Below are 23,886 nucleotides of genomic sequence, written 5' to 3'. Positions count from 1 at the left end.
ATGAGCCTCGATCTACAGGATGTGAGCCTGCAACCTTCGCGTGCGGCGTTGACCGGCTGGCGCCAGCAACTGGGCACGACGATGCTGGGTCGCTTGCTGCCCCGCGCCACGCTGTCGGCAGTTCCCATTGCACCCGTGTCGGACGATCAGCGCAGCCGCTGGCCGGTGACCCGAGCGCTGCTGCGTTCGCCGGGGGCGGTGGCGGGGTCGGCGATCTTGCTGTTGATCCTGTTCGTCGCCCTGGCGGCGGGGCTGTTGTACCCCGGCGATCCACTGGACATGGCCGGGCAGCCCTTGCTGGCGCCGGGCGAGGACTGGCAGTTTCCCCTCGGCACCGACGCCCTGGGGCGTGATCTGGCCGCCGGTCTGGCCCACGGCGCGCGGGTGTCGTTGCTGGTCGGCGTGACCGCCGCCCTGGTCAGCGTGCTGATCGGCACACTGATCGGTGCGCTGGCGGGTTACTTCGGCGGCAAGGTCGACCGGTTGCTGACCTGGCTGATCGAGATTTTCCAGACCACGCCGTCGTTCCTGTTGGTGGTGGTCGTGGTCTCCATCACCCAATCCACCGTGACCATCATCGCCGTCGTCATCGGCCTGACCTCCTGGGACACCGTGGCGCGACTGGTGCGCGCCGAATTCCGCGCCTTGCTCAGCGCCGACTTCGTGCTCGCCGCCCGCAGCGTCGGCTACAGCACACGGTGGATCATTGTTCGCGAAGTCCTGCCCAACGCCTTGCCGCCGATCATCATCACCGCTTCGGTGATCGTCGCCTCGGCGATCCTCACCGAATCCTCGCTGGCGTTCCTCGGCGTCGGCGACCCGAACAAAGTCAGCTGGGGCAGCATGATCGGCACCGGTCGCGACATGTTGCGCAGCGCCCTGTACCTCACCGCGATCCCCGGGCTGACCCTGGTGATCACGGTGTTCAGCCTGAACCTGCTGGGTGACGCCTTGATCAGCGCCCTGAATCCACGACTGCGCGGGAGAACTGCATGAATGCTGTAGCCAACCTTGACGACCACCGTCAGGCTTTGCTCAAGGTCGCTGATCTGCGCGTCAGCTATGGCGATCACCAGGCCGTCAAGGGCGTGAGTTTCCAAGTGGCCAGGGGCGAAACCCTGGCGCTGGTGGGCGAGTCCGGCTGCGGCAAGTCGACCACGGCGATGGCGATCATGCGCCTGCTGGGCGGTCGCGCCGAACTGGAGGGACGCGTGGATTTCGATGGCCTGGACCTGTCCGGCATCAGTGACCCGCTGATGCGTGGCTTGCGCGGCAACGAGATCTCCATGGTGTTCCAGGATCCGATGACCTCGCTCAACCCGGTGCTGAGCATCGGCGAGCAGATCGGTGAAGTGCTGCGCCGCCATCGTGGCCTGTCGCGCCAGGAGGCTCGCGCCGAGTCCCTGGCCCTGCTGAAGAAAGTGCGGATTCCCAACGCGGCGGCGCGCCTGGATGACTTTCCGCACAATTTGTCCGGCGGCCAGCGCCAACGGGTGATGATCGCGATCGCCGTGGCCTGCAAGCCGCGCCTGCTGATTGCCGATGAACCGACCACCGCACTGGACGTGACGGTGCAGGCGCACATTCTGCAACTGCTCAAGGAGCTCAGCGAAGAGTACGCCATGGGCTTGCTGTTGATTACCCACGACCTGGGGGTGGTGGGGCAGTGGGCTGATCGGGTGGCGGTGATGTACGACGGTCTGATCGTCGAGACCGCCAGCACCGAAGCGATCTTCACCGCGCCGCAGCACCCGTACACCAAAGGCCTGCTCGGTGCTTCGCTGCGCCTGGACAGTGAATCGCATTACGCCAGCGCTTCGTTGCCGGAAATCAACGTGCGCCCCGGCGCCAACGGCCTGATCGAGTTCGATCTGCAGAGCCATCCCCGCGCGCCCACCGCCCGTGACGCGCTGGCTGACGCCGAGCTACGGCCCATCCTCGACGTACGCCACCTGCGCACCGAGTACAAGACCCGCCAGGGCGTGGTCACTGCCGTCGACGACGTGTCCTTTCAGATCCGGCCCGGCGAAACCCTCGGGCTGGTGGGCGAATCCGGTTGCGGAAAATCGACCCTGAGCAAAACCATTCTGGGCCTGATCCGCTCCAGTTCCGGCGCCATCCTGCTCAATGGCACCGACATTGCGTCGTTCAGCGAGAAACAGCTGCGTGCCCACCGGCCTTTCGTGCAGATGGTGTTCCAGGATCCGTACGGGTCGCTGAATCCCAGGCACAGCGTTTATCGCATCCTCGACGGCGTGTTGAAGAATCACGGTGTGAAACAGGCCCAGGCGCGCAGCCAGCGCATCCTCGACATCGTCCAGCGCGTGGGGCTGCCGGCCTCGGCGGTGTGGAAATACCCCCACGAGTTTTCCGGTGGCCAGCGGCAGCGCATCGGCGTGGCGCGGGCGCTGATCCTGCGGCCTTCGCTGGTGATCCTCGACGAGGCGGTGTCCTCGCTGGACGTCTCGGTCCGGGCGCAGATCCTCAATCTGCTGGCGGATCTGAAGGAAGAATTCGGCCTGTCCTACCTGTTCATTTCCCACGACCTGTCGGTGGTCAAGTACATGGCCGACCGTGTGCTGGTGATGCACGACGGCAAGATCGTCGAGGAGGGCGCCCATGACGGAATCTGGAAAAACGCCCGCCATGACTACACGAAGAAACTGATTGGCTCGGTGCCGGTCCCGCGTTATCCGGTGGCCGACGACGAGTCGGTGCCCTACAGCGATGCCGTCTGGCAGGACCTGCCGGTGGCCTTGCTGTTATCGCGCTTTGCAATTTAGTGATGTTGTTTGAATAACCAGTGAAAAGACCATTAGGGGAGTGAACATGAGCGCTATCGAGTACCGCAACCTGGGCCGCAACGGGATCAAGGTGTCGCCCATCACCCTGGGGACGATGATGTTTGGCGGGCAGACCGACGATGCGGTGGCCAGGCGAATTGTCGACAAGGCGTACGAGCAGGGCATCAACTTCATCGACACCGCGAACGGCTACAACGGCGGTGCTTCGGAAGAAACCGTGGGCCGCCTGATCGCCGAGCGGCGTTCGCAATGGGTGCTGTCGACCAAGTTCGTCAACCCGAACCCGGGGGCGCTGGGCCCCAATGATCGCGGTGCTTCGCGGCACAACGTGATTCAGTCGGTGGAGGCCAGCCTGAAACGCCTGAACACCGATTACATCGACCTGTTCTATCTGCATCGCGAGGACCATACGACGCCGGTGGAAGAGACCCTGCGCGCGTTGTCGGACCTGATTCGGGCGGGCAAGATCCGTTCCTATGGCCTGTCCAACCATCGTGGCTGGAAACTCGCCGAATTCAGCCGCGCCGCCGACCTGCTGGGCATCGAGCGTCCGGCAGCCAGCCAGCCGCTGTACAACCTGGCCAACCGCCAAATCGAAAACGAGCACTTGCCGGCGGCCGAGTACTACGGGATTGGCGTGGTCTCCTACAGCCCGCTGGCCCGTGGCGTGCTCACCGCCAAGTACGATCCGAGCCAGCCGCCCTCCGAAGGCACCCGCGCCGGGCGCAACGACAAGCGCCTGCACCAGACCGAATGGCGCCCCGAATCGCTGAACCTGGCGCAGCGCGTCAAGGACCACGCCCAGGCGCGCGGAATCACCCCGGGCCAGTTCGCCCTGGCCTGGGTACTGAACAACAAACTGATCACTTCCGCGATTGCCGGGCCTCGAACCGAAGAACAATGGAATGATTATGTGCCGGCACTGAACTACGCCTTTACCGCCGAAGATGAAGCCTTTATCGACGACCTGGTGATCACCGGTCACTCTTCGACGCCGGGTTATAACGACCCGAGCCATCCGTTTGCCGGGCGTAAGTCGCGGGTCTGATGACACACGGGCTTGCTCGCGAAGGGGCTTACAGGCGATATCGCTGCTCGATGGCGGTTCGCTTTCGCGAGCAGGCTCGTTCCCGCACTGAATCTTGATGTCGATCCCGGCCCCACAGGTGGGTGTCGGGATCAGTTTTTTGCCAGGTTCCAATGCCGCCATTGCGGTTGTACCAGCAGCAGGCTGGCAATCGTGACCGCCACCAGACCCCACAGGGCAATGGTGGTGGCCACGCCCAGGCGGTCGGCCATGTAGCCGGCGACCAGGGTGGCCAAGGGCTGCAGGCCGAAGCCGATGATGCTGAACAACCCCATCAGGCGGCCGCGCATGGTCGCGGGCGAGAGGATCTGCACCAGGCTGGTACAGGTCACCATCGCCTGCGAGGTGGCCAGTCCGAACATGAAGAGCGCGAACAGTTGCAGGAAAAGCAGGCTGGACAGCGCCGAGACCACCAGCCAGCCGCCCATCCAGACCAGGGTCAGCGACAGCGTCAGGCCCATGCGCCGGATGTGGCTGATCACCGGCGACAGAAAAAACGCATACACCAGCGACCCCGCCGCCGCAGCGCCCAGCAGCAGACCGGTGCGCTGCGGATCGCCCTGGGCCACCGCCGGGAGCAGGGCCAGGGTGCCCAGGCCGAACATGGTCAGCGCCGCGCTGCAGATGTAGATATTGCGCAGGGTCAAGGTCTGGCGAATATGCGCCACCGCCTCGCCAAGGGAGACTTTTTCACCGGCATCGGGCTGGCGTTGCCGGACCTGACGCAGGGACATCAGCGACACAATCACCACCCAGTACGACAAGCCGTTGGCCCAGAAGGCCGCCGACATGCCCACTTGCGCCACCAGATAACCCGCCAGTGTTGGCCCCAGGGTGCGGCAGACATTCAGGATCATCGAGTTGATGCTGATCAGCTTGCGAATGTTGTCCAGGCCCGCCAGGTCGAACAGAAACGCCTGCTGCGTCGGGAAATACACCGAGTTGACGCACCCCATCAGAAAGGCAAAAAAGAACAGGTGCGCCAGTTGCACCTGCCCGGTCTGGATCAGTGCGGCGATCACGAAGGTCAGGGCGATTTCCACCAGGTGACAGCCGATCAACAACTTGCGCCTGTCATAACGGTCGGCCAAGGCGCCGGTGAACAGGCTGAACATCAGGATGGGAAGGCTTGAGCACAGCGCACTGACCCCCAGCGCAAACGCCTGCCCGTCCGACAGTTGATACACCAGAAGTGCCATCGCCGTTTGTTGCAGCCAGATGCCGATCATCGATACTGACTGGCCGCCAAGGTAAGTTCGAGTGTGCGCGGATTGCAGGGGAGTGAAATTATTCAGCCACAACGAAAGAGCAGACATAAATAGGTTATATCCAGACAAAGTGCAGAGCAGAAGGTAGGGCTGAAAACGCGATGTAATCTGCGCAATGCATCGGGTGCTGTCAATTGAAACGCAGTCATAAACTCAGAACTTAACGATCTATGTGGCGCCAATTAGTTTCCTTTACACTCGTTTCACCTCGCACGGGGCGTGAGCTGTTTTTATTTGTATAAAGCGCTTTTTCAATGCCGTGCGACAACGTCCGTCATTATGTTTGTAGTTTCAGGTCGTCGCTCTTAGTTGCGACGTGCTGTCATCTTTTTAATGGCGAATGTTATGACCGACCTTAATCTTTGGTACACCCGCTGCCCGACGCCGACGCCCTTGGGGCTTGCCGTGAAGTTGGGCTTTTTGCAGTCCACGCTTGCGGCAAAGTCGGTCGGCCTGCAGTCCCTGCAAAGCTCGACAGATGAAAAAGTCCGCGCCAGTCATTTCGATCACACCCAGCCCTGGTCCTTTCGCCAGGGCGGCAATATCCCGCCGATCCATGCCCGGGCCAATGGCCGCGATACGCGGTTGATCGGCATCAACTGGATCGACGAATTCCAGGCCGTCATCACTTTGCCGTCCTCCGAGGTGCGCACGGTCGCCGAACTGGTGGGCAAGCGCCTCGGCCTGCCACGCCAGCCGCCGGGCATCATTGATTTCCAGCGCGCCACGGCGCTCAAGGGCTTGCTGTCGACCTTGCAGGTTGCCGGCATTGCCCGCGAGGCCGTGCGTTTTGTCGACGTCGCCACCGGCACTGCGCAGTGGGGCGGCACCACGCCGGGCTACCCGCCCCAGCTTGTGCGGCGTCTGCCCTATGCCAACGAAATCACCCAGCTGATCAAGGGCGAGATCGATGCGTTTTTCGTCAAGGGCGCCGAAGGCCTGAGCCTTGCCCATCAGTTCAACGCGGTGATTCTCAGTGAAACCGGCGGCCATGCCGAGCCGGCGATCCGCATCAATAACGGCACGCCACGCTTGTTGACGGTGGACGGCACCCTGGCCCGGGAACGCCCGGACCTGGTGCAGTCGCTGTTGGAGGCGGTGGCTGAAGCTGCCCGATGGGCCGCGCAGCATCCCGATGAGACCCGGCGCTTTGTCGCTCAGGAAATCGGCGTATCGGAAGAGGCCGTGCAGGGTGCTTTCGGCCCGGAGCTGCATCTGAAGTTCAGCACCTCGATCGATGCGCCAGGGTTGCAGGCGATCGATTCGTTCAAGGGTTTCCTGCTGGCTGAAGGCTTCATCGACAACGATTTCTCCGTGGAGGCGTGGGTGTATGACTGAGGCGGTGACCTGGGATGTCATCGTCCTCGGTGGCGGCGCGGCCGGCCTGGTCGCGGCCTATCATGCGCGCCAGGCGGGGGCCTCCGTGCTGGTGGTGAACAAGGGGCTGGTGGGGCGCAGCGGCGCGACCATCACCTCGGGCGGTGGTGTTTCGATCGCGGGCGAAAGCCTGGTCGCCATTGGCCTGGAAGCCGATGCCACCGATACCGAGGAACGCTTCCTGCAGGACACCGTGGTCGCCGGCTCCTGGCTCAATGATCAGTCGTTGGTGCAGAGCATGGTCACCGGCATCGGCGAGGAGATGCGCCGGCTGATCGACTGGGGCATCAAGTTCACCATCAACCGTCGCGCCCCCGGTCACAGCAGCGGGCGCGGTGTACACATCAGTGGCGTCGACATGCAGCGTGCCTTGACCCGTATTGCCCAGCAGGCGGGGGTGAGTTTTCGCGAGGACTTCCAGTCGACGCAACTGTTGCGGCGCGAGGGGGCGGTGGTCGGTGTACTCGGGTTGGACCGGCGCAGCGGCACGGTCGAGAGCATTCATGGCCACAGCACCGTCCTCGCCACCGGCGGTGCGACGTCCAACTGGAGTTTGCGCACCGCGCCGGAAGAGTTGTCCGGGGAAGGGCAGCGCATGGCCGTGGAGGCCGGCGCGACCCTGATCGACATGGAAATGATGCAGTTTCTGCCCTGCTGCCTGACCGCTCCGGCGCTCTGGCGCGGTTTGCAGTTCCCGTGGATTCTCGGACCGCAAAGCGGCGTGCATGCCTGGCTGATGAATCGCTTCGGCGAACGCTTCATGGCGCGCTGGGACCCGCAGCGCATGGAACTGGCGACCCGCGACATGGTGTCGGCCGCCAGCGCCACGGAAGTCTACGAGGGGCGTGGCAGCCCCAACGGTGGGGTGTACCTGTCGTGGAAGCATTTGCCCAACGACATCATCGACAACTTCCCCAGCACCTCGCGCTCGATCAGCGCGCACTGGCAGTGGGAAGGTTTTGACATGACCCCGCTGGTGGAGCGGATCAAGCAGGGCTATGCCATCGAAGTGGCGCCCGCCGCGCATTTTTCCCTGGGCGGCGTGCAGGTCGATACCGGCGCGGCCACGGGTGTACCCGGGTTGTTTGCCTGCGGTGAAGTCACCGGGGCCCTGCACGGCGCCAATCGCCTGTCCGGCAATGCCGGGGCGCAGGTGTTGGTGCAGGGCCGTGTGGCCGGCCAGGCAGCTGCGAACGATGCCCGGGAGCGTCGTGCCCGGGATCGTCGGGCACAGAACGCTGACGAAGCCGTGGCGGTGACCCTCGCGCCGTTCCAACGCACAAGCGGCATCGCGCCATTCGAGCTCAAGGAAAGTCTCTCGCAGCTGGCTGAACGCGCCCTTGGCCCGGTACGCAGCGCCAAGGCGCTGGACGAGGGTCTGGCGCAATTGGCCGACCTGAGGAGCAACGTGTTGCCGCAACTGGCGTGCCGCACCCCTGACCGGATGTGGAACCGTGACTGGAGCGATGCGCTGGAGTGTCAGGCGGCGTTCACGGTGATCGAGTCGGCGTTGCTGGGCGCCAGGGGGCGCGAGTATTCGATTGGCGCCCATCAGCGTCACGATCACAAACACGCCGACAGCGGCGTGCTCAGCCATTCACTGGTGAGCGACGAAGGGGGCGTGCTGGTGCGCCGGACCCGGGCCGTCGCCTTCCCGTGGGTGGCACGACCATGACGCTTTCAAGGAGTGTTGCATGCTGATGCACCTGACGTTGTACCGCGACGGCGAACTGCGACAACTGGACATCCGCTTGCCGCCGCCAGCCGGGCTCGGCCTTGGCATCGACCGCTGGGAAGGCGCGTCGGTGAGTACCGCGTTGCAGTACGCCCAGCGGGTGTTCGAACCCAACCTCGGTTACTCGCTGTCGTGCCGCCGGGGCCTGTGCAAGCTGTGTGCGATGCGCATCGACGGCGAAGTCAAACTGGCCTGCACGGTGGCGTTGCACGACGGCATACGCATCGAACCTGCCAAGCCCAAGCTGGCGCTGCACGACACGGTCGTCGAACTCAGCCTCGTCAGAATCAAGCCCGAGCGTGTGGCTAAAGCGGCCACCGGGCACCGCATTCCAACAACCACCTGACTGCCTGTCGGGATTGCATTTCCAATCACCCCGTGAACCCTTTCAGGAGTTGAACCATGTCTGAAGCCTTGCGCAAAACCGCACCGGAAACCAACACACAGCCCACGGCAATCTGGTACACCCGTTGCCCGGTGCCGACCACCTCGGGCATCGCCCAGCACAAGCACTGGCTGCAAAACGAATTTGCCCGTCACGGCATCAAGCTCGACTCGATCCGTGCTTCCGAAGACCGGGCCGTACGTGAATCGCATTTCCGCCACAGCCTGGCCGGTAGCTTCCGCGAAGGCGGAAACGTGCCGCCGATCTGGGCGCGGTCGTTGGGCCAGGACACCGTCGTAGTGGGGATCACCTGGGTCGACGAACAACAGCAGGTATTCGTGCGGGGCGACAGCGACATCCACACCGTCGCGGATTTACGCGGGCGCAAGCTCGGCGTGGTGCGCAAGGCGGCCAGTGACCTGGTGGACGTCGGTCGCGCCGAAGGCCTGCGCGGTTTGCTGACGGCATTGCAGTTGGACGGTGTGCCCCGCGACAGCGTGCAATTCGTCGATATCGCCGCGCCGGAATGGGACCTCAAGGAAGTCTCCAGGACCCGGGAGGACCATCACGCCATCCCGACCCTGGCGCTGCTCAACGGCACGGTCGACGCGATCTTCATCAAGGGCGCCGGCAGCGCCCGTGCGTTGGCCCAGGGGCTGCGCCCGATCATCAACATCAACGAGCAGGAGGATCCGCTGCTGCGCCTGAGCGCCGGTTCGCCACGGCCGATCACCGTCGACCGTCAGACCCTGATCGACTCGCCGGACATCGTCGCGCGTTACCTGGCGGTGCTGTTGAAAACCCACGAATGGGCCAAGACACATCCGCAGGAGGTGGTCACCACCATCGCCGCCGAAACTGCCACCGACGAGGCGAGCGTGCGACTGGCGTTTGGCGAGCAGGTGCATCTGGCATTCGAGCCGACGCTGTCTGAGGTCTACGTCGAAGGCTTGCGCCGGCAGAAGGACTTCCTGCTCGCCGAAGGCTTCATCGACAAGGACTTCGATTTCGACCGCTGGATAGACCCGGCACCGTTGCAGCAGGCCCAGGCAATCAAGGACGAGATCGTGCTGGATTGACACCGGCGGCATGGACACGCCGGACTGGGGCCGGCGTTTCTCTTCGATATCACTGAACACTGACAGGATTAAAAATGGGCAATGTCCAAACCGTCCCGACGCTGAATGCGCCCTGGCGTCAAGCGCCGGGCAGTGAGTTGCTCGACTTGGGCCGGGTCTACCTCGGCCCTCTGTCGCAATCACGCCTGCACAGCACGCCCAAACGCATACTGAGCCGTCGTGAAGCGGTGCTGCTCGGCGTGTTCGCCCTGGTGCTGCACGGTGCCGTGATCGTCTGGGTGAACAACACACCGACGCCGGCGCTGCCCATCGTGCCGCCGGAAATTCCGCCCATGACCATCGAGTTCTCGCAGCCGGCGCCACCTGTGGTGGAACCGCCACCGCCCGAACCGATCGTGCAGCCCGTCGTCGAGCCACCGCCACCGGTGGAGGATGAACTGGCGGTCAAGCCACCACCGCCCAAACCGGTTCCCAAGCCCAAGCCGGTGGTGAAACCGGTGCCCAAGCCGGTGGCCAAACCGCTGGAGCAACCACCTGCGCCACCGGTTCCGGCGCCTCCGGTCGCCGCGCCTGCACCCCCGGCACCGCCCGCGCCGAAACCGGTGACCCCGGCCTCGGCGAGTGCCGCTTACCTGAAGAACCCGGCCCCGGAATACCCGTCGCTGGCGATGCGTCGCGGCTGGGAAGGCACGGTGCTGTTGCGCGTGCACGTGCTGGCCAGCGGTAAGCCCGGGGAGATCCAGATCCAGAAAAGCAGCGGCCGCGACCAGCTCGATGACGCCGCACTGGCTGCGGTCAAACGCTGGAGCTTCGTCCCGGCCAAGCAGGGCGATGTTGCCCAGGACGGCTGGGTCAGCGTGCCCATCGACTTCAAGATCAAATGACTCAATTGCTGACTGACATCGCGGGCCACCTGACAAAAGGCGCATCGCAACAAACGACTAATGCCTTGTTGGAGTGCCGACCATGAACCTCATCGCTTCCCCTTTCGAATCCATCGAACACGCGGTCATCTGGCTGCTGATTGTCTTTTCTGTCGCCACCTGGGGCCTGGCCCTGCTCAAGGGCGTGCAGTTCACCCGCCTGAAGAATCAGGACCGGCGTTTCCACAAACAATTCTGGGCCGCTTCCAGCCTCGATTCCGCCGCGCAACTGGCCCACGACCATCCCGGTGCCGCCGCCCGTGTCGCCCAGGCCGGGTATGCCGCGATCCAGGTGCCGGACGGGGCGCAGGCCACCGACCTGAGCCAGGCGATCAATCACCAGGACCGCCTCGAGCGCGCCCTGCGCCAACAGATCGTGCGTGAGCGCCGCTCGCTGGAAACCGGCCTGGCGATTCTCGCCAGCATCGGCAGCACCTCGCCCTTCATCGGCCTGTTCGGTACGGTCTGGGGCATCATGTCCGCGCTCAAGGGCATCAGCGCGGCCGGTTCGGCCAGCCTGGAAACCGTGGCCGGCCCCATCGGCGCCGCTCTGGTCGCCACCGGCGTGGGGATCGCCGTCGCGGTCCCGGCGGTGCTGGTCTACAACTACTTCCTGCGGCGCCTGAAACTCACGGCTGCCGACCTCGACGACTTCGCCCACGACTTCTACAGCCTGGCGCAAAAGAACGCCTTCCGCGTACTGCTGCATCCGGCCCACAAAAAATCCGCCGCCACCGCGACCGGGCAAAAAGTGAAGGAGGCGTCCTGAGATGGCTTTTTCCACCCAAGACAGCGATGAAGTGCTGAGTGAAATCAACGTCACACCCCTGGTGGACGTGATGCTGGTGCTGCTGGTGGTGTTCATCGTCACCGCGCCACTGCTGACCAACTCGATCCCGATCAACCTGCCGAAGACCGAAGCGGTGGCACCGGTGGAACAGAAAGACCCGCTGGTGGTGAGCATCGACGACAAGGGCAAGCTGTTCATCAACAAGGACGAGATTCAGCCGGACCTGCTGGAAACCAACCTCAAATCCGCCAGGGAAAAAAACGCCGACCTGCGTGTCCAGCTGCAGGCGGATAACGGGGTGAACTACGGCGAAGTGGCGCGGGCCATGGCGTCGATCGAACGGGCAGGAATCACCAAATTGTCAGTGATTACCGCGAAGTAGGGGCGTGAGCGGCGGTTCATGCAGGGTTCGCCACCGCAGGCGTGCCCCGCAACGCGGCACGTGCAGACAGGCACGCCAGAACCGCCGCCACCCCCAGCAACAGGGCACTCAATTCGAAGGTCGCGCGGTAGCCGCTGAAGTCGAACACCAGGCCGCCCACGGTCGCGCCAGACGCGATGGCCAGCTGGACGATGGCGACCATCAAGCCGCCTCCCGCTTCTGCATCGTCCGGCAGCGTTTTCGCCAGCCATGTCCACCAACCCACTGGCGCTGCCGTCGCCACCAGCCCCCAGATTCCCAGCAAGACAGTGGTGGTGATCGCCGAGCTACCGAAGGACACCAGGGCCAGTGCGATCATGGCCATCAGCACCGGGATGACGATCAGGGTGCGATGCAGGCCGACCTTGAGGAACGCTTCGATCAGGAAGGTGCCGGCCAGCCCCGCCAACCCCAGCACCAGCAGCATCAGCGAGAGCATGGACACACTGACGTGGGTGACTGTTTCAAGGAAGGGGCGCAAGTAAGTGAACAACATGAACTGGCCCATGAAAAATATGCTGACCGCGACCATGCCCAGCGCGACCGGCACTCTTTTCATCAACCGCAAGGCATTCGCGCTGCCGGTGCTGGCGGTGTTTTTCATCGTTGGCAAGCTGATCAAGAGCCACAGGCCGGCGAGGACCGCGACCGGCACGATGCAGAAAAACGCCCCGCGCCAGCCGATCAGCGCGCCGAGGAAACTGCCCAGCGGTGCGGCAACCACCGTGGCCAGGGCATTGCCGCCATTGACGATGGCCATCGCCCGGGTGACCTGATCTTCGGCCACCAGACGCATCGCGGTGGCTGCCGACAGCGACCAGAAACCCCCGATGGCGATGCCGATCAGGGCGCGGCCGAGCATGAATGTCGTGTAGTTCGGTGCGAACGCCGCTACCGTTCCAGAAACGATCATCAGCAGCGTGAGCGACAGCAGCAATGGTTTGCGCTCGACTCGCGCTGCCACCGAGGCGATCAGGAGACTGGTGATCAGGGCGAACAGTCCGGACATGGCGATGCCCTGGCCGGCCTGTCCTTCGGTGACGTGCAGATCTGCCGCAATGGGCGTCAACAGGCTGACGGGCATGAACTCCGAGGCCACCAGCACAAAGGCGGCGAGGGACATGGCGAATACCGCGCCCCATGATTGTCGGGGGTGATGGGTCATGGTTTTGAATCCTGCGCAAAGCGTCGCGCCCCCTGGAGCGGGGGCGCGGGGAAGGGGTGTTTTTATCGAGGGGCTTCAGCCGGCGAGTGTGGCGTTGTCGATCACGAAACGGTACTTCACCTCGCCTTTGAGCATGCGCTCATAGGACGCGTTGATCTGGTCGGCGCGCACCAGCTCGATGTCGGCGACGATGCCGTGTTCGGCACAGAAATCCAGCATCTGCTGGGTCTCGGGAATGCCGCCGATCATCGAGCCGGCAATCGTGCGGCGCTTGGTGATCAGGTTGAACACGTTCGGCGAGGTATGCGGCGAGGCGGGAGCGCCCACGAGCGTCAACGCACCATCGCGCTTGAGCAGTACCAGGAACGCATCGAGGTCGTGGGGCGCGGCGACGGTGTTGAGGATGAAGTCGAAGCTCTTGGCATGCGCGGCCATTTCTTCGGCGTTGCGCGACACCACCACTTCGTCGGCGCCCAGTTGCCGGGCCGCCTCACGTTTGGACTCGGACGTGGTGAAGGCCACGACCTGCGCACCCATGGCATGCGCGAGCTTGATGCCCATATGACCCAGGCCGCCGATGCCGACCACGCCGACTTTCTTGCCCGGCCCGGCGTTCCAGTGCCGCAGTGGCGAGTAGGTGGTAATGCCCGCACACAGCAGCGGCGCAACGGCGGCCAGTTGTGCTTCGGGATGGCGGATGCGCAGGACGTAACGCTCATGCACCACGATGTTTTGCGCGTAGCCGCCGAGTGTCCAGCCGGGCGCGTCCGGGGTCGGAAAGTTGTAGGTGCCGACCATGCCGTCGCAGTAGTTTTCCAGGCCGGACTCACAGTCGTCGCAGTGTTTGCAGCTGTCGACGATACAGCCGACACCGACCAGGTCGCCCTTCTTGAAATCCGTCACATGGGCGCCGACGGCGGCGACGCGACCGACGATTTCATGCCCCGGTACGCAGGGAAATTGCGTGCCTGCCCACTCCGCACGCACCTGGTGCAGGTCCGAATGGCAAATGCCGCAAAACGCGATATCGATCTGGATGTCATGGGCGCCGGGCGTGCGGCGGTTGATCTGCATGGGCTCAAGGGGTTTGTCACCTGCATGGGCACCGTAGGCGTGTACAAGCATGGGAAATTCCTGATTGAGTAAGTCGGATGCCCATTCTCTGCCCATGCCGCGGATTCGCTGTAGACCATTCCTGTGGATTGCTTGCCTGATTCTATGAGTGTTGGCCGGTCCCCTGGCACGGGTTGTCATTTCTGCAGGTTATGATGGCGTCATCGCTTATGTTCAAAGACTCAAAGACTCAAAGACTCAAAGACTCAAAGACTCAAGGACACGGGAATGCGGATACTGATAGTGGGCGGCGGCATTGCCGGCTTCGCCATGGCCAGGGCTCTGGAACGCCAGGGCCTGGAACCGGACCTGATCGAACGACGCCAGGATGAAACGCCCGGCGGCATGGGGTTCTATCTGCCGGGGAATGCCGGCCGGGCCCTTGAGCAATTGGGGCTGCTGGAGTCGGTGCGCGCTGTCGCGGCGGTCATCCACACGCAACGCATCATGGATCAGCGCGGACGAATACTGACCGTCACCGATACCCAGGATTTCTGGCGGGATTGCGGGCCTTGCCTGTCGCTGCCGCGCAATGCGCTGCACGCGATCCTGCGTGGCGCGCTGGAACGCACCCGGACCCGGTTCGGTGTCTCGATCACCGGCATGACGCCGTCCGCCGAGGCGTGCGAAGTGGCTTTCTCCGACGACACCACGGCCACCTATGACCTGGTCATTGGCGCCGACGGCATCGACTCCACGGTTCGCCGGATGATCTTCCCGGCGGTCCAGCCGTCGTACGTCGGCAATGTCTGCTGGCGCTTCATCACGCACAACAGCCCGGGCATCGACGGCTGGACGGCGATGCTGGGCAAGGGGCGCACCTTGCTGGCCATCCCTGTCAGCCGCGAACAGGTCTACGTCTATGCCGACATGGCACTGGCCGAAGCGGACGCCGATCGCGTCCGGCACGCCTCGCTCGAAAGCCTGTTCGCCGACTTCGCCGAGCCGCTGCTGCCATTGCTCGCCCAGGCCGGGCAGGACACGCATTTCGGCAGTATCCAGCAGGTGGTGATGCAGGACTGGTATCGAGGCCGCGCCGTGCTCATCGGCGACGCGGCACACGCGTCATCGCCGAGCATGGCGGAGGGCGCCGGCATGGCCCTCGAGGATGCACTGGCGCTGGCCGAAGCCCTCGCGGCGCATCAGGACGTGGCGTCGGCGTTGCAGGCCTACAGCGCGAGACGCAAGCCCAGGGTGGATTGGGTGCAGAAACAATGTGTCGCGCGCGACAAGATGCGCACGCTGCCGACGCCTGCCCGCAACGTCATCCTCAGGTGGCTGGGCGACCGCCTCTACAAACGCAGCTACACGCCGCTGCTGGCTTCGCTGTAGTCGGGAAGGGGCTCAGGCCCCGCTCTCCATGGGCCGCGTGATCAGGTACTGGCACACCAGACGTTCTCCGCGAAGACACTGGTCTGCGGCCGGTTGCCCGGTGGCTTCGGAGAAGAACGAGGCCATGGCCCGGCAAACGCAAGGTTGGTCACGCACGGCACCGCCCAGCGGACAGGTGTAGTTGCGCACCATGACGCCTTCTTCCTGGGCATGGGCTTCGGTGCTGGCGCCGAGCGCGTCGGCCGCCGCCATGGCCGACTGCAGGCCACTCTGGAAATCCCGCGGTGTGGCGATGCCGGCTTCCCGGGCGAGGTGACGACCGGTTTCGTCGAGCAGTTCACTGATCTGCTGTTCGTCCATGCGTGTCTGCATGACTTTCAGGAGCCCGCGCAGGAACAGGCGGTAGGCGCTCGATTCGATGTCCTCGCTGCCCGGTGCCGCCTCGTACACCACCGGTGGTTTGCCCAGCATCCCCCGTTGCTTGACGCTGGCGCGGCGCACCGCCCCTTCGGCTTCGAGTTGGCGCAACTGCACGTTGATGGCGTTGCGCGTGACGTCGAGGTGCGAGCACAGCTGCACGACGGTGAGCGGTTCGCGTTGCAACAGGCGCAGGATGTCGTTTTTCGTGGTCACGAAAAAACCCTTGTGGTTCCAAAGTGCCGATCATAGCAATCCCGTCGGGGAAATGGGCTTACGCGATTAATGACAATTGGTATTGTCATTAATCGCGTAAGCTCGTTAGACTGGCCTGGCAAAACCCAGAAACCTAACGCCAATGCGCAAGACTTCTGCTGTTTCAGCAGCACGTCGCGAAGAAGCCAAGCCTGATGTTCCTGAGCCCAGACCAATGAACGCACACGAAAACGCCCGCCCTGCCGAAATGATCGATGCACTGAATGCCGTGTTCGGCAAACACAAGGCCGCTCGAAGTTCTCATGCCAAGGGGGTCTGCGCGACCGGTCAATTCACGCCCTCGCCGAACGCACCGCAGTGGGTCCGCTCGAGCCTGTTTTCCCAGGGCGAGGTGCCTGCCGTGTTGCGCTTTTCGGTCGGCGGTGGCAATCCGAACGTTTCCGATAAGAGTCGCACCGTGCGCGGTTTGTCAGTGCACCTGAGCAATGACTCGCAAGCCTACGACCTGATGATGATCTCCGAGCCGGTGTTCTTCGCCGCGACACCGGCCTCGTTTGTCGCGTTCCTGCAGGCACGCGTCGCCGACCCGGCCACCCAAAAGCCTGATCCCGACAACATCAAGGCATATGAAGCCAGCTTCCCCGACGGCAAACGCCAGCCCCGTCTGCTGGCCGCTCACCCGGCACCGGCGTCCTACGCCACGACGGCGTATTTCTCGACGCACGCCTTCCGCTTCGTCAACAGCCGCGGGGAGGGAGTGTGGGGCCGGCTGGTCATGGAACCGCTGGCAGGCACGGTTTATCTCAATGAGGAGCAGGAAGCCAACCTGCCCGATGCCTTTCTGGCGACAGACCTCGAGTCGCGTTTACAGGCCGGCACGGTGCAATTCAACTTGTACATCCAGCCCGCCGGACCGGACGACTCGCTGGTCGATCCGTCGCAGCCCTGGAGCGAGAACGTTGGCGCTCGCCTTGAGCTCGGGTGCCTGAGCATCCGCACCACCACGTCCGATGCCCTGTGCAACCAGGGCGTCTTCGACCCGATGCGCCTGCCCGAAGGCATCGAACCGTCGGACGACCCGGTGCTCCTGGCGCGCAGCGCGGCGTACAGCGTATCGCTGGCGCGTCGTCAGGCTGCTGACGAAGCCGCGAACTGATCAAACACCACTGGCTATCCCGAGGCTCAGATCCATGCATCCTTTACGCGTGACGACCATGGCGTTTGGCGCTGTGTTGCTCGCGGGTTGTGCCTGCGCGCCGAACGACCCGACCCTGACCCTGCAGACCCGCAAGACGCCTGCCGAGTACGCCGATTGCGTCGTACCGAAATTGCAGGACGGCGCATTGACCCCGAGCGTTTCACAGAGTCAGCGCAGTTATCGGATCGTGGTGCCCAGCAGGTTGTCGGCGGACAAGGTCCTGGAGGCGCACAAGGCCGGGAAGGGCGGCAAGGTGTTTGTCTACGACCGCCAACCGCTGGCCTCGAATGTCTTGCCGTCGAGCTTCGAGCGCGTGGCCCGGGACTGCATCTGATCTCGGCCCGCAAGTACGTTTCCCCCAGCTCCTTTGGTTGGCCGCAACCAACCATTTTGACCCTGCGCCGGTTTTCGGCGTGGGGCTTTTTTCGTCCAGTGAACTGACGTCATCGCAGATGCCTGGTGAACCCCCACGTGCGTCGAGCCTGATGACAGGTTGCAGGCTTGGGAGGAACTCAGTTCGGGGCTAACCTTGGGCTGGACGACACACTGCCGCCTTCCCGAGCAGGAACCTGCGCTGCCATGACCCTGCACTTGCTGCCAATGCTGATGCTGTGCCTGAGCCTTTCAGTTTCGGCTCAAGAAAGCGCCTGCCCGTCAGGCGAGAAACAGGTGTGCCTGAACGGCTGCCTTTGCCTGCCCGACCTGGGCAAAATCGTGGGCGTGCCCGAGGGTATCTATCAGGTGGCGGCGCCAGCCCTGGCGTTGTGGCTGACCCAATCGCGCACCGAAGCGGTCAACGCCGGTGTTCAACCGATGCCGCCGGCTGTCCGCGAGCAACTGCTGCGTTGGTATGACGCCCCTGTGCTCGACGCGGTGCGCTACAGAATCAGCGATAACGGCCAGTTCAACGCCGCCAATGCCATGCTGCAGAACCCGGATATCGGCGCGGTGACGCTGATCGACGTCATCATTTTCCGAGCCCCTCGGGATGCCGAGCAGAACATCGCGCTCTGGGCCCATGAACTCAAGCATGTGCAGCAGTATCAGACGTGGGGCGTCGAAGGGTTCGCCCAGCGTTACACGCAGGATTTCAACGCCGTGGAGGAACCGGCCTACGCCGTTCAGATCGAGGTGGGGCGGGTGATGCGCGAAGAGGCCGCTGCGGGGCGTGGTCCGCAATGACCCCACGCCCTGAGCGCCTCCTGCGACAAACGTCGCTTATTTCGACAGGATCAACAGCGGCGTATTTTTCTTCACGATGTAGGTCGCCAGTTCCGACGCGGTGGTCGAGCCAACGTTCTTCGCCGTATGGGCGACCCCTTCCGGAATGAACAGCGAGTCGCCCGCTTTCAGCGTCACGGGCGGCTGGCCTTCGAGCTGATACTCGAACGTGCCACTGTCGACGTGGGCGATTTCAACGCCGGGGTGGGAATGCTTGGGCGCCGCGACGCCTGGCTCGAAGTCCACACGAACCTGGATGACTTCGCGGTCGGCGGCCCCCAGGTCCCCGCGCAACAGGTCCGTACGGTGCAGGCCGGTCTGCCAGCTCTTGGCAGCCTTGACGTCTTCGGCATGGGTGAGGCCAGCGAATGCGCCCAGTGCGATGCTCGCAGCAAGGGCAGCACCCAATACGCCAGCGGTTTTACGAGTCTTGAATCGAGACATTTTTTGTTCTCCTGGAAGAGCACGGCGAAGGGTTGAGGGGCCGCGTCTGCGGTGACTTCATTAGGAGGGCGCGGTGTATCTGCCGCGTGTCGAGACTGAGGGCTTTTGTATCGGGAGTTGGCCGCCGCCTCCGGGGATACGTTGGGGTACAAAAGCGCGAGCGAAACGTCGCCTAAGCTAATTCCAAAATAGTATTTATATTAATTTTTTAAGATCGTTTAGCTTTATGCCAATCCAGAGCGCCGGGCTTCCAGCCGGGCGTTTTTTTGGCGTTGGGCTGACCGATTTCCGGTCACGGTCTGACGCCCGACTTTTCAGAACCTGTGAGCGAGTGTTCTTGCAGGTGGTTTGCCGGGAGCGCCTGTGACAGTCATTCAAACCCCGTTGGCGACAGACATCGAGTCTGCGCAGAGGTCCATTCAACCCGGTGCCGAGCTTGAGAAAGATGGCGATGTGGTGCTTGAACTGCGGGCCGTCACCAAGGCTTACCTGCGCAAAAAAGGCGCGCCGACCCTGCCTGCGGTCAACGACGTCAGTCTCAAGGTGCGACGCGGTGAGGTCCTGTGCCTGATGGGCACTTCGGGCAGCGGCAAGTCGACCTTGCTGCGCCACATCAATCGCTTGATCGAACCGACCCAGGGTGAAGTGCTGATCGAAGGCCAGGCCATCAGCGGCTTGAGCAACCGTGCGTTGCGCACGCTCAGGTCACGGCGCATCGGCATGGTGTTCCAGCATTTCGGCCTGTTGCCCCATCGCACGGTCCTGGAGAATGTCGCGCTGCCCTTGGAACTGTGTGGCGAGCCGGAAGCCATCCGCCTGGCGGCGGCCGCCGTGCAACTCAAGGCCGTCGGCCTGGAGGGCTGGGGCGAGCATTACCCCCGCGAGCTGTCCGGCGGCATGCAGCAACGCGTCGGGCTGGCCAGGGCGTTGGTGACGGAGCCGGACTTCCTGTTGATGGACGAACCTTTCAGCGCGCTGGACCCGACGATCCGGCGAGACCTGCAACGTCATTTCCTGGCACTGGTCCGTGAGCGCGGGATCACGACACTGCTGGTCACCCATGATCCGGCCGAGGCGATCCGCCTGGCCGACCGCATCGCGGTGCTGCGCCGGGGGCGCCTGGTGCAATTGGGGACGCCGCAACAGCTGCTTGAGCAACCGGCCGACGCCGAAGTGGCAGATTTCTTCCGCGATTGCCAGCCCGCCTCATCCGCGCCCGTCGCTGTGAACAGCCTGGCGGTGCACGCCGCGCAACCGGAACTTCGCGAGCAGCCGGCCACTGCCGGGTTGCCATGGTGGCAAGCGCTGCTGCTGGGGCCGGCGGCCTTGGCGGCGCGGGGCAAGGGCGGCTCCTTCTGGAGCACCTATGCGCTCGAACTCGCGGCCCTGGCCGCGTTGGGGCAGGGCGTTGCCAGCTCATCGTGGTGGCTGATTCCGGTTGCGCTGCTCGTGCTGGCAGCCAGCCGTCTGACGGCGATTTCCCTGAGCCGTCATGCCTCGCGTTTCAGCCCCTCCGGTTGGCTGCTGCCATTGGCGGTGGTGCTGGTGTCCCAGGCGCTGGTGCTGTGGCGCGTGGTGACGCCGGAAACCACCCATGCGCTGTTGCAGTTTCCCATCAACCGCCAGGCCATGCTGTTGACCGCGCAAGGCATCGACGACTTCATCGGCTGGTCGCAAATCACCTTCGAAGGCGCATTCGTGGGCGTGATCGTTGCCGTGCGCACGGTGATCGAGGGCGTGGAAAACATCCTGGGCTGGTTGCCATGGCCCGTTTCGGCGCTGGCGCTGGTGTTCCTGGCCTGGCGCTCTGCCGGATGGACGTTGGCGCTCACCAGCGGCGCAGCATTGTTGTACATCGGTGTGTTCGGCTTCTGGGAGCACACCATTGCCACGCTGGCGCTGGTGGGGTCCTCGGTGCTGATCGCCCTGGTGCTGGGTGTTCCCACCGGCATTGTGCTGGCCAAACGACCGCTGGTGCGCCGCCTGGTCACGCCTTTGCTGGATGTCATGCAGACCCTGCCGACCTTCGTCTATCTGATCCCCGCCGTGGCGTTCTTCTCGGTGGGCAAGACGCCTGCCGTGATCGCCACCGTGATTTTTGCCCTGGCGCCGATGATCCGCCTGACGTCGCTGGGCATCCAGGAGGTGCCCAAGGACGCGGTCGAAGCCGCCGTGGCACACGGCGCCAGCCCCTGGCAGACCCTGATCAAGGTGCAGTTGCCGCTGGCCCGTCGCTCGCTGCTGCTGGGGATCAACCAGACCATCGTCATGAGCCTGTCGATGGTGGTGGTCGCGGCCCTGATTGGCGCCGGCGGCCTGGGTTACGACGTCATGACCGCGCTGCGCAACATCAAGGGCGGCGAGGGCGTGCTGGCCGGCGTTGCGATTGTCGTGTGCGCGCTGATCCCCGACCGAATCATTCAATCGAGCTTGCGCAAGCAAGACCACCTCAACCACTGACAGTGAGATTTATCGTGAAGACACCCCTATCGCGCACCCTTGGCACGGCGGCATTGCTGGCTTCCCTGATCGGTTCCGCCACGGCCATGGCCAAGGACAAGATCGTCATCGGCGAACAGAACTGGACCGGGGCCATCGCCATCCAGCACATCCTCGGAGAAGTGCTGCAAACCCGTCTGGATGCCGACGTTTCCTACCTGGCCGGGGATGTCCCGGTGCTGTTCAGTGCGGCGTCCAAAGGCGACGGTTCGGTCGACGTGCTGACCGACATCTGGCTGCCCAACCAATCCGCGGCGTGGGCCAAGTATGTCACCGGCGGCACCCGCTCGCTGGTGCCGAACAAGCAGCCCTATGTGGGGGAGCAAGGCTTCTACATCCCCGGCTATTTGCAGGACAAATACGGGGTCAAATCCGTGTATGACCTGAAGAAGCCGGAAGTGGCCAAGCTCTTCGAACCCCTGGGCGGTGGCAAGGCTCAGTTGCTGGTGGGGCCGGCGGGTTGGGAGTCGACCTACATCGGTCAAATCAAGGCCAAGGATTACCAGTTCGCCGATAAATTCGAGTCGATTTCCACCGAGGCTTCGGTGACCTATTCGAAACTGGCAGCGGCCTACAAGGCCCAGCGCGGCGTGGTGTTCTATGCCTACACCCCGGACTGGATCTTCTCCGCCTTCGACCTGCGTCGCCTGGAAGAGCCGGCCTTCGACGGTTATGCCCAGGACAACAAGAAAGGCGATCCGCTGTACAAGGCCGATGGCTGCTGGAAGTTCATCAGCCCGACGGTGGATCCGGACTGGCTGAACAAGAGCCAGATCACCTGCGCATTCCCGGATGCCAAGGTCTACGTGCTGTCCTCTGTCGCCCTGCAAAAGCGGGCACCGAAGATTGCCGAGTTTCTGCAAAACGTCGCCATCGAGCCCTCGCAACTCAATGACCTGATCCTGAAGATCGAGAAGGAAAAGCAGCCGGCCGATGTAGCGGCCAAGGCCTGGGTCAAGGCGAACCCTGCGATCGTCGATCAGTGGCTGGCCGGTCCGGCGCAGAAGGTGAGCGCCAACTGATGAGTGCATCGAACCTACGTTTGCTCGATGGCGGCATGGGGCGGGAGTTGCAGCGCATCGGCGCCCCTTTCCGTCAACCGGAATGGTCGGCGCTGGCGTTGATCGAATCGCCGGAGTCCGTGCTGCAGGCTCACCGCTCATTCATCGCGGCCGGGGCCCGGATCATCACCACCAACAGCTACGCGGTGGTGCCGTTTCACATTGGTGAGGAACGCTTTGCCGAGCACGGCCGAACCCTGGCTGAAAGGGCCGGGCGCCTGGCTCGCCAGGCCGCTGGCGAAAATGCCGAGCCGGTCACGGTGGCCGGTTCGTTGCCGCCGGCCCTGGGCTCGTATCGGCCGGATTTGTTCGATCACTCGCGCAGCGTCGACATTCATCGGCAACTGATTGCCGGGTTGCGCGACCAGGTCGATGTCTGGCTGGCGGAAACCCAAAGCTCCATTGCCGAAGTACGCGCGGTCAGCGAAGCCCTGGGTTCTGAACCGAAACCCCTGTGGTTGTCCTTTACGCTGCTGGATCAAGCCGATGGCGCACCGCGCCTGCGCTCCGGCGAAGCGGTGGCCGATGCCGTGGAGGTCGCCGCCGAACTGGGGGCCGCCGTGGTGTTGTTCAACTGCAGCCAGCCGGAAGTCATGGCGGCGGCACTGGTCGAGGCGCAAGCGGTGATTCAGCGTCTTGGCCAAGCCATCGAACTGGGGGTTTACGCCAACGCGTTTCCTCCCGTCAGCACCGAGGCCAAGGCCAATAGCACCTTGCTGGAGATCCGTGCCGACCTGACCCCGGAATCCTACCTGCACTGGTCCAGTGCCTGGGTCGCCGCTGGCGCCAACATCGTCGGCGGCTGCTGCGGTATCGGGCCTGAACACATCGCGCAGTTGCATTTGCACCTGCTGCCGTCACAAAAGGGGGTGGCACCTGACGGATCTGGTTGACTGCCCGGTAGCCATCGCGAGCCGGCTCGCTCGCGCTGTGGATTTTTGAATGCTGGACTGCCGTGGGGAGCGGGCTTGCCGGCGATCAGGCCTGCGCAAACAACACACTCGTCAGTTTCCCTGAACCTGGCGGCATCCCGGATGTTCCATACCAAAACATCCCCGGATTGATGCCGCCATGACCTCTTTCAACCACCCGTTGACGCCCCTGCAACAGCAGCGACTCTGTGCCCTGGACGCCTGGCATCGTGCGCTCGACGACGGCACGCTGCGCAGGCACTGCCCGGACGCCTACCATGAGGAGCTGCTTCGCCAGGCGGACGAGATGGATCGCGTCGGTCTTGTCGATTGGCCGGAGTGGCGGGAACTGCGTGTCCGCGCAGACCAGGCTTATCTGCGGGCGGTCGCGGGGGAGGATTACCACCCGGCACGGCCCTGCATCCCGAACCTCGCTTAGC

General features: G+C 63.7%; 23 protein-coding genes. 18 read left to right on the top strand and 5 right to left on the bottom strand.

The annotated features are described in order from the left end of the window. The 3 genes from IB249_RS01105 to IB249_RS01095 are packed head-to-tail and all read left to right on the top strand — an operon-like array spanning nucleotide 1 to nucleotide 3,852. Nucleotides 1-996, top strand: a complete 996-nt coding sequence (locus tag IB249_RS01105; RefSeq protein WP_192301697.1) for an ABC transporter permease — start codon at nucleotides 1-3, stop codon at nucleotides 994-996. Next, nucleotides 993-2,783 carry an ABC transporter ATP-binding protein gene (locus IB249_RS01100; protein ID WP_192301696.1) on the top strand — a complete coding sequence of 597 codons (1,791 nt, stop codon included), beginning with the start codon at nucleotides 993-995 and terminating at the stop codon, nucleotides 2,781-2,783. Before IB249_RS01105 ends, IB249_RS01100 begins: the two co-directional genes overlap by 4 nt. 46 nt (nucleotides 2,784-2,829) lie before the next feature. Continuing rightward, entirely contained in the window at nucleotides 2,830-3,852 is a 1,023-nt protein-coding gene (locus IB249_RS01095; RefSeq protein WP_192301695.1) for an aldo/keto reductase, read from the top strand. A gap of 131 nt (nucleotides 3,853-3,983) precedes the next feature. Here the strand turns inward: IB249_RS01095 and IB249_RS01090 are convergent, their stop codons facing one another. Then, nucleotides 3,984-5,207: an MFS transporter gene (locus IB249_RS01090; RefSeq protein ID WP_192301694.1), complete on the bottom strand. Its 1,224-nt coding sequence runs from the start codon at nucleotides 5,205-5,207 to the stop codon at nucleotides 3,984-3,986. Nucleotides 5,208-5,504: 297 nt separating this feature from the next. Between IB249_RS01090 and IB249_RS01085 the strand changes: the two genes are divergently transcribed. The 7 genes from IB249_RS01085 to IB249_RS01055 all read left to right on the top strand — a co-directional run bounded on the left by IB249_RS01085 (nucleotide 5,505) and on the right by IB249_RS01055 (nucleotide 11,830). Then, nucleotides 5,505-6,497, top strand: coding sequence for an ABC transporter substrate-binding protein (locus IB249_RS01085; protein WP_225606792.1), 993 nt, complete (start codon nucleotides 5,505-5,507; stop codon nucleotides 6,495-6,497). Beyond that, the gene (locus IB249_RS01080) at nucleotides 6,490-8,211 is read left to right on the top strand and encodes an FAD-dependent oxidoreductase (protein WP_192301692.1); all 1,722 of its coding nucleotides are present in this window, start codon (nucleotides 6,490-6,492) and stop codon (nucleotides 8,209-8,211) included. Before IB249_RS01085 ends, IB249_RS01080 begins: the two co-directional genes overlap by 8 nt. Before the next feature lie 19 nt (nucleotides 8,212-8,230). Then, a complete protein-coding gene (locus IB249_RS01075) occupies nucleotides 8,231-8,617 on the top strand; it encodes a 2Fe-2S iron-sulfur cluster-binding protein (protein WP_192301691.1) in 387 nt (128 codons plus the stop codon). Between the two features lie 56 nt (nucleotides 8,618-8,673). Continuing rightward, nucleotides 8,674-9,735 carry an ABC transporter substrate-binding protein gene (locus IB249_RS01070; RefSeq protein WP_192301690.1) on the top strand — a complete coding sequence of 354 codons (1,062 nt, stop codon included), beginning with the start codon at nucleotides 8,674-8,676 and terminating at the stop codon, nucleotides 9,733-9,735. A 74-nt stretch (nucleotides 9,736-9,809) separates the two neighbouring features. Further along, a complete protein-coding gene (locus IB249_RS01065; RefSeq protein WP_192301689.1) occupies nucleotides 9,810-10,619 on the top strand; it encodes an energy transducer TonB in 810 nt (269 codons plus the stop codon). Between the two features lie 82 nt (nucleotides 10,620-10,701). Beyond that, nucleotides 10,702-11,427, top strand: a complete 726-nt coding sequence (locus IB249_RS01060) for a MotA/TolQ/ExbB proton channel family protein (protein ID WP_192301688.1) — start codon at nucleotides 10,702-10,704, stop codon at nucleotides 11,425-11,427. 1 nt (nucleotide 11,428) lies between these two features. Next, complete coding sequence (locus IB249_RS01055) at nucleotides 11,429-11,830, top strand: ExbD/TolR family protein (protein WP_192301687.1); 402 nt, start codon at nucleotides 11,429-11,431, stop codon at nucleotides 11,828-11,830. 16 nt (nucleotides 11,831-11,846) lie between these two features. Here IB249_RS01055 and IB249_RS01050 read toward each other — a convergent pair whose 3' ends face one another. Next, on the bottom strand, nucleotides 11,847-13,034 hold the full coding sequence (locus IB249_RS01050; protein WP_225606791.1) for an MFS transporter: 1,188 nt from the start codon (nucleotides 13,032-13,034) through the stop codon (nucleotides 11,847-11,849). 75 nt (nucleotides 13,035-13,109) lie between these two features. Continuing rightward, on the bottom strand, nucleotides 13,110-14,159 hold the full coding sequence (locus IB249_RS01045) for an NAD(P)-dependent alcohol dehydrogenase (protein WP_192301686.1): 1,050 nt from the start codon (nucleotides 14,157-14,159) through the stop codon (nucleotides 13,110-13,112). A 216-nt stretch (nucleotides 14,160-14,375) separates the two neighbouring features. Here IB249_RS01045 and IB249_RS01040 point away from each other — a divergent pair, with 216 nt between their 5' ends. Beyond that, a complete protein-coding gene (locus IB249_RS01040; RefSeq protein ID WP_225606790.1) occupies nucleotides 14,376-15,479 on the top strand; it encodes an FAD-dependent monooxygenase in 1,104 nt (367 codons plus the stop codon). 12 nt (nucleotides 15,480-15,491) lie between these two features. Here IB249_RS01040 and IB249_RS01035 read toward each other — a convergent pair whose 3' ends face one another. Further along, nucleotides 15,492-16,112 carry a helix-turn-helix transcriptional regulator gene (locus IB249_RS01035; RefSeq protein ID WP_192301685.1) on the bottom strand — a complete coding sequence of 207 codons (621 nt, stop codon included), beginning with the start codon at nucleotides 16,110-16,112 and terminating at the stop codon, nucleotides 15,492-15,494. Nucleotides 16,113-16,326: 214 nt separating this feature from the next. On the opposite strand from IB249_RS01035, the gene IB249_RS01030 reads away from it, so the two are divergent. The 3 genes from IB249_RS01030 (at nucleotide 16,327) to IB249_RS01020 (ending at nucleotide 18,492) form a co-directional block, all read left to right on the top strand. After that, nucleotides 16,327-17,268, top strand: a complete 942-nt coding sequence (locus IB249_RS01030; RefSeq protein WP_192301684.1) for a catalase family peroxidase — start codon at nucleotides 16,327-16,329, stop codon at nucleotides 17,266-17,268. A gap of 34 nt (nucleotides 17,269-17,302) precedes the next feature. Continuing rightward, nucleotides 17,303-17,644: a hypothetical protein gene (locus tag IB249_RS01025; RefSeq protein WP_192301683.1), complete on the top strand. Its 342-nt coding sequence runs from the start codon at nucleotides 17,303-17,305 to the stop codon at nucleotides 17,642-17,644. A 245-nt stretch (nucleotides 17,645-17,889) separates the two neighbouring features. Further along, nucleotides 17,890-18,492 carry a DUF4157 domain-containing protein gene (locus IB249_RS01020; RefSeq protein ID WP_192301682.1) on the top strand — a complete coding sequence of 201 codons (603 nt, stop codon included), beginning with the start codon at nucleotides 17,890-17,892 and terminating at the stop codon, nucleotides 18,490-18,492. Between the two features lie 36 nt (nucleotides 18,493-18,528). On the opposite strand, the gene IB249_RS01015 is transcribed toward IB249_RS01020, so the two are convergent. After that, nucleotides 18,529-18,975, bottom strand: coding sequence for a cupin domain-containing protein (locus IB249_RS01015; protein ID WP_192301681.1), 447 nt, complete (start codon nucleotides 18,973-18,975; stop codon nucleotides 18,529-18,531). Nucleotides 18,976-19,371: 396 nt separating this feature from the next. Here IB249_RS01015 and IB249_RS01010 point away from each other — a divergent pair, with 396 nt between their 5' ends. The 4 genes from IB249_RS01010 to IB249_RS00995 all read left to right on the top strand — a co-directional run bounded on the left by IB249_RS01010 (nucleotide 19,372) and on the right by IB249_RS00995 (nucleotide 23,885). Beyond that, a complete protein-coding gene (locus IB249_RS01010) occupies nucleotides 19,372-21,435 on the top strand; it encodes an ATP-binding cassette domain-containing protein (RefSeq protein ID WP_318653487.1) in 2,064 nt (687 codons plus the stop codon). 86 nt (nucleotides 21,436-21,521) lie between these two features. Continuing rightward, the gene (locus tag IB249_RS01005) at nucleotides 21,522-22,496 is read left to right on the top strand and encodes a glycine betaine ABC transporter substrate-binding protein (RefSeq protein ID WP_192302788.1); all 975 of its coding nucleotides are present in this window, start codon (nucleotides 21,522-21,524) and stop codon (nucleotides 22,494-22,496) included. Next, nucleotides 22,496-23,428, top strand: coding sequence for a homocysteine S-methyltransferase family protein (locus IB249_RS01000; protein ID WP_192301679.1), 933 nt, complete (start codon nucleotides 22,496-22,498; stop codon nucleotides 23,426-23,428). The genes IB249_RS01005 and IB249_RS01000 overlap by 1 nt, the downstream gene beginning before the upstream one ends. Nucleotides 23,429-23,606: 178 nt before the next feature. Next, nucleotides 23,607-23,885 (top strand): hypothetical protein, encoded by a 279-nt coding sequence (locus IB249_RS00995; RefSeq protein WP_192301678.1) that lies wholly within the window; start codon nucleotides 23,607-23,609, stop codon nucleotides 23,883-23,885. The last annotated feature ends 1 nt before the right edge of the window (nucleotide 23,886 follow it).

This window comes from Pseudomonas sp. PDM04 (assembly GCF_014851765.1).
Classification (GTDB): Bacteria; Pseudomonadota; Gammaproteobacteria; order Pseudomonadales; family Pseudomonadaceae; genus Aquipseudomonas.
Note: the sequence above shows the minus strand (reverse complement) of the source record. Positions and strands in the feature narration are given on the sequence as shown.